General features: G+C 71.6%; 10 protein-coding genes. 8 read left to right on the top strand and 2 right to left on the bottom strand.

The features are described 5' to 3' along the window. Positions 1-439: 439 nt before the first annotated feature. From ACFZBU_RS40480 to ACFZBU_RS40465, 4 genes are all read left to right on the top strand, one after another. A complete protein-coding gene (locus ACFZBU_RS40480) occupies positions 440-1075 on the top strand; it encodes a restriction endonuclease (protein ID WP_391588772.1) in 636 nt (211 codons plus the stop codon). 501 nt (positions 1076-1576) lie between these two features. Then, positions 1577-2005: a hypothetical protein gene (locus ACFZBU_RS40475; RefSeq protein ID WP_391588771.1), complete on the top strand. Its 429-nt coding sequence runs from the start codon at positions 1577-1579 to the stop codon at positions 2003-2005. 704 nt (positions 2006-2709) lie between these two features. Further along, the gene (locus ACFZBU_RS40470) at positions 2710-3864 is read left to right on the top strand and encodes an oxygenase MpaB family protein (RefSeq protein WP_391588770.1); all 1155 of its coding nucleotides are present in this window, start codon (positions 2710-2712) and stop codon (positions 3862-3864) included. Between the two features lie 396 nt (positions 3865-4260). Then, positions 4261-5106 (top strand): serine protease, encoded by an 846-nt coding sequence (locus ACFZBU_RS40465; RefSeq protein ID WP_391588769.1) that lies wholly within the window; start codon positions 4261-4263, stop codon positions 5104-5106. A 484-nt stretch (positions 5107-5590) separates the two neighbouring features. Here ACFZBU_RS40465 and ACFZBU_RS40460 read toward each other — a convergent pair whose 3' ends face one another. After that, entirely contained in the window at positions 5591-5881 is a 291-nt protein-coding gene (locus tag ACFZBU_RS40460; RefSeq protein WP_391588768.1) for a helicase associated domain-containing protein, read from the bottom strand. A gap of 1310 nt (positions 5882-7191) precedes the next feature. Here ACFZBU_RS40460 and ACFZBU_RS40455 point away from each other — a divergent pair. Further along, complete coding sequence (locus ACFZBU_RS40455; RefSeq protein ID WP_391588767.1) at positions 7192-7992, top strand: hypothetical protein; 801 nt, start codon at positions 7192-7194, stop codon at positions 7990-7992. Here ACFZBU_RS40455 and ACFZBU_RS40450 read toward each other — a convergent pair. Continuing rightward, entirely contained in the window at positions 7976-8266 is a 291-nt protein-coding gene (locus tag ACFZBU_RS40450) for a hypothetical protein (protein ID WP_391588766.1), read from the bottom strand. The genes ACFZBU_RS40455 and ACFZBU_RS40450 overlap by 17 nt on opposite strands. Before the next feature lie 174 nt (positions 8267-8440). Here ACFZBU_RS40450 and ACFZBU_RS40445 point away from each other — a divergent pair, with 174 nt between their 5' ends. The 3 genes from ACFZBU_RS40445 to ACFZBU_RS40435 all read left to right on the top strand — a co-directional run bounded on the left by ACFZBU_RS40445 (position 8441) and on the right by ACFZBU_RS40435 (position 14699). Further along, on the top strand, positions 8441-11761 hold the full coding sequence (locus ACFZBU_RS40445) for a hypothetical protein (RefSeq protein ID WP_391588765.1): 3321 nt from the start codon (positions 8441-8443) through the stop codon (positions 11759-11761). Between the two features lie 215 nt (positions 11762-11976). Beyond that, a complete protein-coding gene (locus tag ACFZBU_RS40440; protein ID WP_391588764.1) occupies positions 11977-13575 on the top strand; it encodes an acetate--CoA ligase family protein in 1599 nt (532 codons plus the stop codon). A gap of 215 nt (positions 13576-13790) precedes the next feature. Beyond that, positions 13791-14699 (top strand): universal stress protein, encoded by a 909-nt coding sequence (locus tag ACFZBU_RS40435; protein ID WP_391588763.1) that lies wholly within the window; start codon positions 13791-13793, stop codon positions 14697-14699. Positions 14700-14712: the final 13 nt, after the last annotated feature.

Below are 14712 nucleotides of genomic sequence, written 5' to 3'. Positions count from 1 at the left end.
AGATGGCTCGTTCGAGCCCGTGCGCCCCTCATTCGAGCCACCGCGTGCCGGCCCACTCCGGGTGGCGCGCACCGCGTGGCGAGCCAGGACGCGTGGTAAAGCCGGGCCGAACGGCCCCGGAGGCCGGGCAACCGCCCCCGTCGCACCTTCCACGGGGGCCGCATGCCGAGCGCGTCCCCCGGGGAGCCGGCATGGTGAACGTCCCCATCGCGTACGCTGTACGCGCGCGGCGGCCCGGGCCTGGATGGCCCCGACGGGTGCCATCCGATCGGGTTCTCGACGGTGCGGTCGGGGTGGCCCGGTTTCGCGAGTCGGGGGATTTCTGTGCGGATGGGCCTCCACACTGACTCCAAGGACTCTGACGAGGGGGATTGCGATGTCGCAGCCGCAGCGGCGTGGTTCGGTGCCAAGGGTGCCGCGGTCGACAGGTGTGGGGGTTGTGGCGATCGTCGCGCTGCTGATCGTGGTGGTCGCGTTCGTTGTCGGCGGCATCTGGGTGGCTGTGGGGGTGTCGGTGGTCGCCGTGCTCGCGGAGGCGGGGCGGAGGCTGTGGGGTGCGCATCGCGCCGCTCGGGTCGCGGACGAGCGGTGGCGACACCAGGACGCGGTGGCCGCCGGACGACGGCGGACCCTGGCGGAAGTCGACGCTCTCACGGGGACGCAGTTCGAGGAATTGGTGGCCGACCTCTGCCGCGGCGACGGTTGCAGGCAGGTGCGTCGGGTCGGTGGTTCCGGGGACAACGGGGCGGACGTGTTGTGCCGCCTGCCCGACGGGCGCACGGCGGTCATCCAGTGCAAACGCTACGCGCCCACGCGCAAGATTGTCCCCCGAGAAGTCCGTGACCTCCTCGGTGCCAAGACGCACTTCGCCGCCGACGTCGCCGTTCTGGTCACCACGAGCACGTTCAGCAGGCAGTCCACCGCATTTGCCCTCGACAACGGCATCCTCGCCATCCACCGTGACTTCTTCGGACTCTGGAACCAGGGAATACCTCTCGCCCGACTCGCCTTGCTCAACGGGACCGGACAAGGTCGAACCCGAACCCGACGCCGATCGATATCAGACCGTGAATGAGACCGGCGGCAGGCACAACAGTCGAGCAGGTAGGCGGAGTTCGCGTCCGGGCACAGGACGAGCAACCGATTCCCGCGTCTTCACAAGCGCCCGGTTCATCTCAACCAGTCGTGCGCAGTAGGCCGGCGCCTGTTCGCGACCGTCCCCGGAGCCACCGATGCGTGGCCGGGGTTGCCGATCGTGTCCACGGGAGGCGGAGTCTCGGCCGCGTGGTGCTCGGGGTCTCGGCCGCTTGTCATCCGTTGTAGGTGCTGCGTGCGAGGAAGAACAGGCCCGGGGCGGACGGTGACGGTGACGGCGGAGACGAAGGCCGCCGGCGTGGTGCGGCCCAAGGCGCGCGGGCGGTCCAGGCGGCGCCCCCCGCACCACGTGCCGTCAGGCGCGGGTGTGGTCTCCGCGATGGACGCCCACCCGCATTCGCGCCGACCCGAACCCCCGGCCCGTCGATGTTCGGTGGCCTCGATCGTTGGTTGCCGCGGTGGAAGGGCACACTGGGATGTCGTGCCCCAGGACATCGAGGGCGTGCGCGGCCGCAACCTCGCGTGGGCCCGGCGCGTCGGCCTGGTGCGCGGTGAACGCGCCCGCCACTGGTACACCGCCTGGAGAGGGCGCAGCCGGGGTGGGCGGCGCGGGCCGCGCACGAGTGGGAGTTGGCGCCTTTCCCGTGACGAGGCCGTCGCCGCCGCGTGTGAGGAGGTCCGCGTCCGGTGCGAACGCTTCCGGCGGCCGGCCGACGCGATTCCCGAGACGTGCGCGCTGTTGGGCCTGCCTGCGGGGCAACGCGCGGCGGTGGACGCCTACATCGAGGTCATGACCGCCTGGATGACCGGCCATCACGCCTGGCAGGCCGGTACCCGGCGCTACCTCGACGCCCCTACGACCGTCCCCGACACCGGACCGGACCACCCCGAGAACGTGCTGGGCACCTGATCCGAGGGTGAAATGACGCCCGGCGACGCGGCGCCATCGTCGTCGGGCGGGCCCGCGGAGCCGCGTCACGACACCCCGATCGAGGCGGCGGTCCGCCCGACATGCGCGCAGGCCGCCTGGCCCGCGCGGTCGCCGACGCCACCATCGCCCCCACCTGGCGCCCCAGGGCGACGGCGGTCGTCCGGCCGCTCCCACGGCCGCGTCATCGCCGCGGCCGCCGCCGACCCGCGCGCCTGGTCGGCTGATCGTTGCGACCCGGGTCGCGCGACACCTCGCCGTGCGACCCGGCGCCGCGCCGGCCACGACGCACCGATTCGGCGTTCGCGCCACAACCGTCGGACCGCACGAAGCAGTGAACCCACCACCCTGTCTCGGGAGATCGTCAGGACGAGGACCACCGCGCTCGAGGACATCGTCGTCACTCTCGACCGCCTGCCACCGGGTCGCTGCCGGCCCAGGACTCGACCGACCCCGGACGCCGGCTCGCGCGAGCCGGCCCCGGAGTGCGCCCGGCGTACCACCACGTCCCTCGAACGGGGCAATGTGCGTCCGAGTCGGCTTCGGCAGGATGACGGACGGCGATCTCGCCCCTTTCCGGCGTGACCTGTGTCGTCCGACGCCGCGCCGTATCGCGGCGCACCGTCGCCGGCGCCCCTTGCCGGGACGAACCCGAGGCCGCCTCCCGACGAGGATGGAGTTGTGCTGTGACTTTGACGACGGCGAACATCGCGACCGAGTTGGAGACCGCGAACCGCGTCGGTGACCCGGCCGCCGACGCGCTGGTGTCCGATCTGATCGACAACCGGGAGGTCGACGGGGTCAACCACCTGTTCCGCACCATCAACACGCTGGGACCCGACCAGGATCTGTCCCGACTGCCCGAGCGCCTCGCCCAGTTCCTTCGCGAGGCCCAGGCACCACCGCCCGGCTGGAGCGAGGCGGATGTCAAGGCGGCGGAGGGCTTCTTCGCCCACCATCACGGCGAAGCGTCCATGCTCCAGGGCACCGTCGGCCTCATCGGCACCTACCTCTCACCCACCGGCGCCTTCACTCTCCGCTCCACCGGCCGGCTCGGCGGCGTGGAAGGTCCCGGTCGGCGACTGTCGCAGTCCTCACGCCTGTTCCTCGACATGGGCAGGAAGGACGCCCTGCGCGACGGCACTCTCGCCGCCACCGTGACCAAGGTCCGCCTGGTCCACGCCTCGGTGCGGCAACTGCATAAGAAGAGCGGGGAGTGGGACTACGAGAAGTGGGGTGAGCCGGTCTCCCAGAAGTACACCACCGGAGCCTCCTGTGTCTTCAGCACCCAGATCCTCCAGGGCATGGCGCGCCTGGGCCTGCACGTGTCCAAGGACGACGCGCGCGGGTTCGCCGGCGCCTGGCACTACGTCGACCACTATCTCGGCACCCAGGAGAAGTGGCTCCTGCCCAAGGACCCGGACGAACTCGAACGCCTGTGGAACCACGTACGGGACGACGAATGGAAGAAGACCGACGACGGGCTGTTCATGACGGCCCAGGCCCTCGACTTCTACCGGCGACTCCTCGGCCCCGGCATCAGCGACGCGTACATCGCGCTGACCCGTGTCGCGCTCACCGACAAGTACGCCGACATGGCCGGCATCCCCAGAAGCCCCCTCGACATCGCGGGCACGCCCCTCGCCACCGGCCACGGCCTCCTCAGCCACACGGCCGGCGGACTGTTCGGCGAGACCGCGAAAAAGACCGTCGGCGTCAACCCCTACACCGACATCATCGGCGTCGCCTCCAAGGCATTCAACGATGTCGAAAGGTACGCCCTCACCCACGACACGGACGATCAACCCCAAATGCACCAGGAACTCCACGACAACCGCTGATCCGACACAGGCGCACCCCGGCACCACCGGGGTGCGGCCTCGCCGAAGCCGTCGAACTGATCGGCGAGAGTGCGTAGATGTGCAACTCCGTGCTGGAACCGGCCGCGCTGGTTGCCGAGTTCGTCGAGGGCATCACCCGCGTGAACCACGCGCGGATCACACGAACCGCATATCCACCGCACGCACGCGGCCGGCCGGCCCGCCCGGTATGCGTGCGTGGAGGCGCGTCGCCGGTTCGGCGGCTTCGGGCGCATCGGGTGCGGCCGAGGTCGGCGCGCAAAGAAACTCCCAACTCCCTTTGTCTACTTGTCCCCTGGGTGTCGAACACTCAACAATGCGCATGCACGACACAATCGCGCTCCTTCATCGTCCCCACCCTCAAAAGGGGAACCTCACATGAAGAAGTCCTTCGTCGGCGCGCTCGGCATCGTCTGTGCCCTGCTGTTCGCGGCTGCGGGCACGGCACCCGCCGTCGGCGCCCCAGCGGCCACCGACAAGTCCATCGTCAAGGCGGTCGACTTCGCCGGCACGGTGGCGCTGAGCAACTGTTCGGGATCCGTGATCCGGATGCCCGGCTCGCGGCCGGACGACCCCGCGCTCGTCCTCTCCAACGGCCACTGCCTCGAAACCGGATTCCCCGGCGCCGGCGAGGTCATCACCGACCGGCCGTCGTCCCGCACCTTCTCGATGCTCGGCGCCTCCGGTTCCAGGGTCGCCACTCTGCGGGCCGACAAGGTCGCGTACGCCACGATGACCGACACGGACATCTCGATCTACCAGCTCACCCGGACCTACGCGCAGATCCAGAGGTCGTATGGGATCAGCGCGCTGACCCTCAACGACCGGCATCCGGTGGCCGGTTCGGCGATCAAGGTGGTTTCCGGGTACTGGAAGCGGATCTACAGCTGCAACGTGGACGGCTTCGTCTATCGCCTGAAGGAGGCCGACTGGACCTGGAAGGACTCGGTCCGCTACACGTCGTCCTGCAACACCATCGGCGGTACGTCCGGCTCCCCGGTGATCGACACCACGACGGGCAAGGTCGTCGCCGTCAACAACACCGGCAACGAGGATGGCGCCACCTGCACGGAGAACAACCCGTGTGAGGTCGACGAGAACGGCAACGTCACCATCCGTCAGGGCATCAACTACGCCCAGGAGACGTACATCATCGTGCCCTGCATAGGTATCGGCAACAAGGTCGACCTGAGTCTGCCGGGCTGTACCCTGCCCAAGCCCTGACGCCCTCCCACGGAGACGGCGGCCCGGCAAAGCCGGGCGCTGCCGTCCACCCCGCCGCGACCGGGCACACGGTCGGCCGGAATCCCGTGCTGCCGGAGCGTTGTTCGCACCGGGCTCGGCTACCCGTGCATCCCGGCGTCCGACACCCGGAGCGCCGCCGAGGCGATCCTCAGCCATCCGGGCCGAGGACCCTGGCCTCCCGGCCCGGCGTCGGCCCCGTCGACGATCGGCCGCGCGACCGCCCTGGCGTCGGACTGGCCGCGCTGTCGAGCAAGGTCACCTCCGGCGCGACGGCACTGGCCATGGGACCGCACGGGAGTAGCCACCTGGGCGGATCGACCAGGAGCGGCACACAGAGGGGTGGACGGGGAGAGACGGATTACCCATCCAGCCCTTCGGTGCCCGGTCGGCACCGAAGGGGCGCGGAATTCCTTCCAGCGGGACAGCGCGCGGCCGAACGCGACACCGGAACCGACACTCGAACCTACGTCCACCGCATGGCGAGCGCGTCCAACGCGGCGATCCGCTCGTCCGGGAGTTCCGGTCGTCGGCTTCTGGTGGTGGTGATCCGTACGCCGAGTCGTACGTCCTCCGGCCACCCGCCGAACGCGATCACCGTCTCGACGTGCCTGCGCGGTAGTTCGAGGTGTTCGACTCGTTCCCGGTAGGCCGCGACTGCGCTCAACGCGATCTCGAACACCTGCTCCCGATTGCGCTTGGGCCGGGGCCTCTCCGGCGTGGGCACCACCGCCGCCGAGGCCGAGGCGTCGACCATCGCGGGCGCCGTCAGCCCGAGCGCGAGCAACTGCTCGCGCTGCGCCGCGTTCAGCCGATCCCACCCGGACGGCCGGCGCGCGACCCACCGGCCGACCGCGGTGCACCACGTCCAAGCCGACGTCGTCCAACCGGGCTCCGTCGCCGAGTTCGGTCAGGAACGCGGCCGCGTGCCTGACGTGGCGCTGCCGCGCCACCGGCCGATGCGGTGGATGCCACGGCTCGCCCTCCACCAACGCGTCCAGCGCCGCGCTGCGTCCGCCGGATGGTTTGCCCCCGCCGGTCCTGGGCGCGTCGGTTCGCGTGGGTTTGCTCGCCGGGCGCCGAACCCCCCGCCGACCTCGAAGCCGGAACCGACGGAGGCCGGTCGGACGACGACGCGTCGGCAGCCCCACCGGGACCGGGCGCCGGCGGCACGGGTGTCGACCCGCTTCCGGCGGGCGCGTCGTCCGTACCGTCCCTACCGGGCTCACGCGGTCCGACGGCGTCACGTCGTCGGACGTCGCCCGGGGGACGTGGGGGTGATGCCTCGTTGTCGGACCCGCGCTGCGGGTCGCCGGGAACGGGTGTGTCGGACTTGCCGGTTCCCCCGGTCGGCCCCCGCTCCCAGGCGAGCCCAACCGCGTCCCGGAACGGCGATCCGATCAAGTGTGCGCCGAGGCTGTCCGCCGGCTCCGACGGATGGCCACCGCCGGCTGCGCTCCGACGCCCATCCCGGTGTGCGTTGTGGAGCGGGCCGGCGGGGGCGGCGGGTTTCGGGTGGGGCTATTCGCGTGCGGTGCGGAGAATGTGGCCTACCGGGTTGATGGAGCGGGAAAGCATCCGGCGGCTTCGTCCGCGGCCTGCTTCGATCCCGCCCGCACGATCCGAATACACCCGAAGGAGACATCCAGCCATGGCCCCTTGGCGGTGGGTGTGCGCGGTGGGGCGGCGGCATGGCTGTCGGCCGCCTGGTCGGCTCCGCTCGGAATCGCCATGCAGAAGGGCAGCTTCAGGCGGACACGGCCGGAGTTCCCGTCCCAGACGGCGATCGGGTAGGTCTCCGTGGTGCTGCGGTTCGACGCCGTCGACTTCCGCCGCGTCCGGATGCCGTGCCGCGCGGCACGGCACGGCAAGAGATCGTCCTGAAGGTGCGGCCTAGAACGGCCCGGAACGATCATCGAGTTCTCCCGGACGCGACTCGTACTGGTCCGCGTTCAGTCGGGGACAACTGCGCTTTTGCGCTGTCCGGACTTCTGCGGGGCACGACCCGGTGATCGCCGGGCGCATCGGCAGTGCCATGGGAATGGCCCACCCGGGGGGAAGCAGGGCGTGTCCGTCTTGGCGTCAACTCGTCGTGCCCGCAACCAACGGGGCGCCCGTCATGCTGTCCTGGTCTCGGTCCTGAGCCTGGCACTGCCGGCGCTGGGCGTCGCCCCGCCGGGTCTGGCGGCCGGGGGTGGGCCCGCCGGCGCCGGCCCGGCGCCCGCGCTGGAAGTACCGAAGGGCCGGACAGGCGCGTTCGCCAAGACGCTGCCGGCGTCGGTGTCGCAGTTCGGCGACGACAACCGCCTGTTCAACACCCACGGGTTCGACTACCACGACGACGTCCGCGACCCGTCGGGAACCTACAACGCCTTCGCCGACGCGGCCAGTTGGTCGGTGCGGGACGACCGCCTCGGGGTGGACATCCGCGAGGGCGAGGCCGGCGCGATCTCGGCGAACACGTCGGCGAGCTTCGGCGCGCACCTGTACGCGGACTACAACGTGCAGGGGCTGCCGACCAAGGAGGGTTCCTTCGGGTTGAAGGTCGGGTTCAGCGCGGGCCAGTCCGACGGCCTGTCGACGCTGACCGACGTGAACGGCGTGCTCCGGCGGCACCTCGGGCAACCCCCCCCGTACGGATCCGGCCCCGGGTGCGGTCCCGACCGCATCGCACCCGCACACCGTACGTGCGCGCGGTGCGGTGAACTCGAGGAGTTCGGGTTGCGCTGTGCGCGGTGCGGTGCGCTTTCTTCGTACGGCCTGAGTCGGGTCGGAGGAGAGTCGGCCCCGGCCCGGACTCCCATATCCGCGCCTGGCTGCATGGATGTTCGGGCACGGTCGAGGCGGAAGCCTATTCGGGTCCGGTAGCCGGTGGGCCGCTGGTGTTCGGGTCCGGAAGGCGGTGGGATGCGGGACTCGCCCAGGGCAGGAGGCGGAAGGCGCGGTCACTCAGTCGGTCGGGCGCGTACAACGCGGTCAGGACGACGGTGACGGCCAGGGCGGCTTCCGGGACGGTGAGGACCATCGCCGCGGTGGGTGCGGTCAGCCATAGCGTGGCGTGTGCGCCGGCCACGGTGCAGGTCGTACCCGCTGCGGCGGCGGTGGTGGGTCGGTGGGGCCCGGTTTGGCGTGTGGAAGGCATGTCCGCAGGTTGGGGCGGGCGCGCGGTGGTCCGGTACGGGGTTCGGACAGGTTCGGACCCAGGGTGGTCGCTTCCCGGCTCGGGGCGGTGTTCGGGTTCGGGGCGATATCTTGAGGGTTCGGACATCGCCCGGCGGGCCCGCGCGTGACTCGGCCGCGGAGGCTGGAGGATTTCGTGTCGTCGCCGCGTACACCCGAGGATTTCGGGGCAGCGTTCACCGCGTTGCTGAACGCCGCCGGTGTGAGTGTGGACGGGGTGCGCAGGCTGCTGGGGGAGCGCCGGGGCCTGGTGAGCCGCAGCACGCTGTACGACTGGCGCAAAGGCGAGCATCTTCCCGAGGACACCGCGCCCTTGCTCGCGGTGGTGGACCTGTGCCTGGACTTGGCGGCCGGGCACGATCTCACGGCCGGTTCGATGTCGGTGCCGGGCGACGACGGGCAGTGGCTCACGCTGTTGGCCGAGGCCAAGCAGTCGCGCGACTCCCGTACCGCGCAGGCACGCGGGAGTTGGTCCGTGTCGACCCGCTACACGGGAGCGGGACGGCCCGTGGACAGGTGGGATCCGGTGGTGCTGGGGGTGCACAAGGCAATCGGCGGCGGGCCGTTGCCGCCATACGTGCGCCGCGCACACGACGAGGTGCTCCACGCCGTCCTCGACCCGGACATCGCCGACAATCGGCTGGTCGTGCTGCGCGGCGGCTCGTCGATCGGCAAGTCGCGTACCGCCTATCAGGCACTTGCGGCGCGTCTTCCGCGCCGGCCGCTGATCCACCCACGAACCGCGACCGCGCTGGCCGCGCAGTTACGGGAGGGGGTCGCCGCCGGGACGGTGCTGTGGCTCGACGAGCTTCGGCACTACGCCGACGATCCCACCGGAGAGCAGGCCCTGTTCGACCTGGCCGAACTCGTGTCCGACCGGGCGTACATCGTGGCCGTCACCACCGTGTGGCCCGACTACTGGGCGGCGTACCTCGCCGACCCCCACGGCGGTCCCGGCACCCCGGACCCGTTCCGTGCGGCGCGGGCCCTGCTCACACCACTTCCCGACCTGACCGGCCGACATGCTCGGGACGTCGACGCGCGGTGCGGCGGAGTCCTCGACGTACCCGATCACTTCACCGACGACGACCTGGCCAGGGCCCGCCGCCGCGACGACCCGATCCTACGGGAGGCCGCCGGCGCGGCCGAACGCGCCGGGTCGGCGGGCCGGCTCGCCCAATACCTGGCCGCGATCCCTGACTTGATCGCCCACTACCAGGGGCCGGGCGCCGACCCGTACGGGCACGCCTTGATCACCGCGGCCATGGACGCCGCCCGCGTCGGCCGCGGGCGTGTGTACCCGTCGGCGCTGCTCCAGGAGGCAGCTCTCGGCTACCTCGCCCCCCGACACCGCACGGTCGACGCCGCCGAGTGGCGCGACGCCGCATGGTCCTACGCCACCCGAACGCTCAAGGGCGCGATCCAAGCCCTGGAGCCCGTCGCCCCCGAGAACGGCACCGGCGTCGTCGGCTACCGCCTGGCCGACTACCTCGACCAGCACGGACTTCGCTGCCGCGCGAGCGTGATCCCCCCTGCTCCGTTCTGGCACGCCGTAGCCGCCCACGCCGATCCCGGCGACCTGCCGGACCTGGCCTCGGCCGCCTATCTGCGGGGCCTGTATCGCCATGCGGCCCGGCTCCACAAGCGCGCGGCCGTCTCGGGCCGCCGCGGCGCGGCAAGCCTGGTCGGACTGCTGCGCCGGCTGCATCCCACCGACGACCGGCCCGCCGCCTGGGCCGCCCGCCATGTCCGGCTCCACGACGGCTGGGAACTGCACAACCTGCTGCGCGAGCTTCGGGAAAGCGGCCCGGACGAGGCGATCGGGGTGCTCCTCGCGCGCGAACCCGCCCGGCACGCTCAGGTGGACAGCGGCGGCGTCGAGACGCTGCTGCGCGACCTGTGCGAACTCGGCGCCGCCGACCAGGTCGCCACGCTCGCTGGTCGTGCCGCCCGCTTCAGCCCTGTGCACAAGCCGCACGACGCCGCCTCCCTCGTCGAGACCATGGGGAAGGTGGGCGCCGTCGAGCAGTTACGGACGCTGGCCGACCGCATCGCCATCGAGACGCACCTCGACTTCCCCGCCGTCATGCGGCCGCTGCTCGCTCGACTCGACGACGCGGGCGCCGTCGACCAGGCGGCCAGGCTGGCCGACCGCATCGCCGGCACCTACCCCCTCGACGACGCGGGTCTGGTCGAGTCGTGGCTGCGGATCTTCCGCGAGGCGGGCCTGTCCCGGCAGGCCCGGGTCCTGGTGGGCCGCGACCCCGCCGGGCGGGTATCGCTCGACCGCGATCCGATTCGGACGGCCGAGGCCGCAGGCCTGCTGCTGGAACTACACCGGATCGGCGCCGCCGAGCAGGTTGCCGCGCTGGCCGCGCGTGCGGCGGCGGAGGCGCCCCTGGACACCCCCAACTGGGTCGCCGACCTCATCCGCGCTCTCGACCGGGTCGGCTCCGCCGAGCATGCCTCGGCTCTCGCCCTTCGCGCGGCCGGCGAGACGCCCCTCGAAGAGACCGGGAAAATCGCCCGGTTGCTGTGGTGGCTGGAACCGCCCGCCCGCACCATCGTGCTCGACCGCAGTCCCCAGGTATCGCTGCGGAGCAGTGTCTGCGCCCTGGTCGACCTGGTGCGGCAGTTGCGAAGGATGGGCGCCACCGGACATCTGGCGAAGCTGCTGGAGCGTGACCCCGCGGCCCGGGTTCCCCTCGACAGCGCCGACGACGTCCTCGACCTCCTGGCCGAGTTCCTGGAGGTGGATGCCCTGGACCAGGTCGAACGGTTGGCCGTTCGCGCTGCCACCCAGGTGTCGCCGGACTATCCGCTGCCCGTCGGGCGCCTACTGCGTTGGCTGTGGGAGCTGGGCGCGGTGGAGGAATCCTCCGCGCTCGCGGCACACCTGGCCGCGCATACCCCGCTCGATCGGCCGGGAAATCCGGAAGACACGCTCGAGGCACTGCGAAGCGTAGGTGCCGACCGGCACATCTGCACGCTGTTGGCCCGCATCACGGCGTTCGCCGAACAGGTACCCGTCACGGACCCGAGGGTGCTCGCAAGCCTGCTCGACGTGCTGCGCGAGGCGGAGGCAACCGACCACATCCGGCTGCTCGCGGCCCGTGCCGCTGCCGGGGCACCACTCGGCGACCTGTTCGGCATCGGACGCTTGCTGGTGGAACTGCACAACGCGGGCGCCGACGACCAGGCGGCTCTCCTGGCCGCCCGTATCGTCGCCGATCCGTCACTCGACGCCGGCAACGTCGACGAACGCCTGACGCTGTTGCTGGGGCGCCTGCGATCGGCTCGCACGTACGCGCAAGCCGAAGCCCTGATCGAGCGTCTGCCCGCCATGCGGCAATTCCCACTCTTTGCCGAACAGTCCGACAACCGCACACGCTTCCGATTCGGCCGCGAACCGAACGGCCACCCGGCCGAACCCTGGGGCTGGGACGACCTGGACTGACGACGCGAGAGGGAGCGAACAACGCCTTAATTATCGGTGCGACCGCGCATTTCGGACGCGCAACGGATAGGCAAGTTGCAGCGAGCCGGGGCGAACCATTCCCACAGGGTGGTGCCGGGTTGCCACTCCAGGGCCGTCCACAGGCCGTCGTAGCCGATATGGCCGTGCGCGGCGGGCGGTGTGGCCGGGCCCGCCTGCCGCGGCACCTCCACCGCGTGCGCCTCGTGCTCAAGGCCTGCGACGGCGCCTCGGTCGCGGTGATCGGCAACGCGGGCGGCGCCGGAGTACTGGCCGCGGACGCCTGCGTGGACGCCGGGCTGGCCGTGCCGCGCTTCGGCCCGGCCGTCGAGGCCGACCTGCGTGTGCTGTTGCCCGCCGGTGCCGCGTGCGCCAACCCCGTGGACACCACCGCCACCGTCGACGGCGAGACCCTGCGGCGCTGCGTGGACCTGGTTGTGGCGAACGGTCACGTGGACGCGGTCTTTCTGGCCCTCGCGCCGACCGCACTCGGCGATCCGCTCGGTGATCTTCTGGCGGGCCCCGCGGTCCGCGAGCGGCCCGTGATGGTGATCGCCCCCGAACGCGCGGCGGCCGTCGAACTGTTGCCCGCCGAGGGCGGGACAGTCCCGGTGTACAACGACGCACGCACCGCCGCCGTCGCCCTCGCGCACGCCTACGAGCGGTCGATGTGGCTGACCCGACCACGCGGTAAGGTGCCGCGCCTGGTCGACGTCGGCCGCGGCGCGGCTCGCGCGCTCGTCGCCGACCACCTGGCGTGCGAGCCCGAAGGCGGGTGGCTGCAGCCGCTCGCCTGCGCGCGCCTGCTGGGCGCGTACGGCATCGAGGTGAGCCCCTGGCGAAAGGCGTTCGACGCCGACGAGGCGTTGGCGCTCGCCCGCGAGCTCGCGCCACTGGGCGCCGATGGCGCCGTCGTGCTCAAGGCGTACGGGCCGCACATCGCGCACAAGAGCGACGTGGGCGGGGTTCGGCTGCGCCCGGTCGGCGACGACGCTGTACGCGAGGCCTTCACCGACCTCACCCATCGCATCGGCGCCCTGATGGACAGCGTGGTCATCCAGCTCATGGCCGCCTCCGGCGTCGAGCTGATCGCCGGGGTGACCCAGGACGAAGTACCGGGCCTCTTGGTCCTGTTCGGCCTCGGCGGAGTGACCACCGACGTGCTGGGCGACCACGGCGCCCGCCTGACCCCGCTCACCGACTGTTGGCCTACTACGCGATCGCCAACCCCGCCGCCTGGATGCTCGCGCCCGGGGAGGGCCGTCCGGCCCGGATCGTGCCGATCGTCGGCACGGTGGGCTGCCTGGTCCTGGCCCTCGCCCTGCCTCACCACGCATCTTGTCGGGCGTCCGGGGGAACCTGGAGCGGATTTGGCCGCCGGGTGCGGCCGAGTCCGCACAGATCGGTGCGAGTGCCGCCCGGGCCCGACCGAACGGACCACACGACGCCCGGGTACCCGTCCGCGCCTTCACCGGACACCCGCCCACCTCTCCCACCGAGACGCAGCGCTTCGAGTGGCGACCCTGACCACCCGCTTCGATCGACCACGGGACTGGCTGCGCGCAGGGCAGGCCATGGAACGGGCAAGGCTGTTGGCGACCGTCCACGGCTTGCGCATGTCGGTCCTCCACCAAGCCGTGGAATGGCCCGACACCCGTGCCAATCTGCGCGATCCGCAGACCGGCCCCGGGTTCGTCCGGATGGTGCTGCGGATGGGATACGGGCCTCCGGGAGTCCCCACCCCTCGCCGCCCCGTGACGGAGACGTTCGACCCTGCCGACCCCTGGGGCAAGTGACAACGCCGACCCAACCGGCGCGCACGCCGAGGCGAACAGGCGCCGAACCGCACCGGCACCGCATCGAGAAGACGCCCCGACGCCCGACCCACCACCGCCGGGGCCGACCGGTCGGCGAGCACGGGTCGAACGACCATGTCCGTGCGCACGACCGAACCGCGAAGGTTCTATCGCAGGCCGATACGCGGCCGACGCTCGGGACGAGGGAAAACGCCATGGACACGTACACAGGACCCGCTCCGATCATCGTCGGGGTCGAACACACCGACGCCGGCCGGCTCGCCGTCGTCTGGGCCGCCGACGAGGCGGCCCGCCGCGGCCTGCCCCTGCGCCTGGTGCACGCGCTCGACTGGCCGGCCGGTGCCGACCGCGACCCCGAGGCCAATCCGCACCGACAGACCTGGAGCGGACGCTTCCGCGACGCGGGACTGCGGGCCCTGGCCGAAGCCGCCGTCCTTGCCTCCGGTCGACATGCCGAACTCGTCGTGGACACCGCCCTGATCGACGGAGAACCCACCGCCGTCCTGCGTGCGCAGGCACCCCGGGCAGCCATGATCGTCCTGGGTTCGCGGAGGCTGTCCTCGGCGACCGAACTGCTGACCACCGGCGGCATCGCGGTGCCCGTCACGGCACACGCCCCCTGCCCAGTCGTGATCGTACGCGAACCCGAACACGCCACCCCCGACCCACGCACGGTCGTGGTGGGGGTGGACGGCTCACCACGCTCCGCATCGGCCGTGGCCTACGCCTTCGACGAGGCCGCCCGCCGCGACGCCACGCTCGTCGCCGTCCAGGTCCGCCAACCCGCATCCGGTCTGATGATGTCCCTGGCCATGCCGGAGGAAATAGCGGAGGGAAGGATCCGGCTGGCCGAAACGCTCGCCGGGTGGAGCGAGAAATACCCGAATGTGCGCGTGCGCCGCGAGGTCGTCGTCGGACACCCCGTCCGGACACTGGTCAAGACGGCAGAGCACGCCCTGTGCCTGGTCGTGGGAACCCGCGGGGTAGGCGGCTTCCGCGGCATGCTCCTCGGCTCGGTGAGTCAGGGCCTGATCCACCACGCCCGCTGCCCGCTGGTCGTCGTACCCACCACCCCGGGAACGGATCCCTCGACACAGCCCTGACAGCGACATCTCG

The sequence above is a fragment of the Embleya sp. NPDC008237 genome, from assembly GCF_042956465.1.
In the GTDB taxonomy this organism is placed as follows: domain Bacteria; phylum Actinomycetota; class Actinomycetes; order Streptomycetales; family Streptomycetaceae; genus Embleya.
Note: the sequence above shows the minus strand (reverse complement) of the source record. Positions and strands in the feature narration are given on the sequence as shown.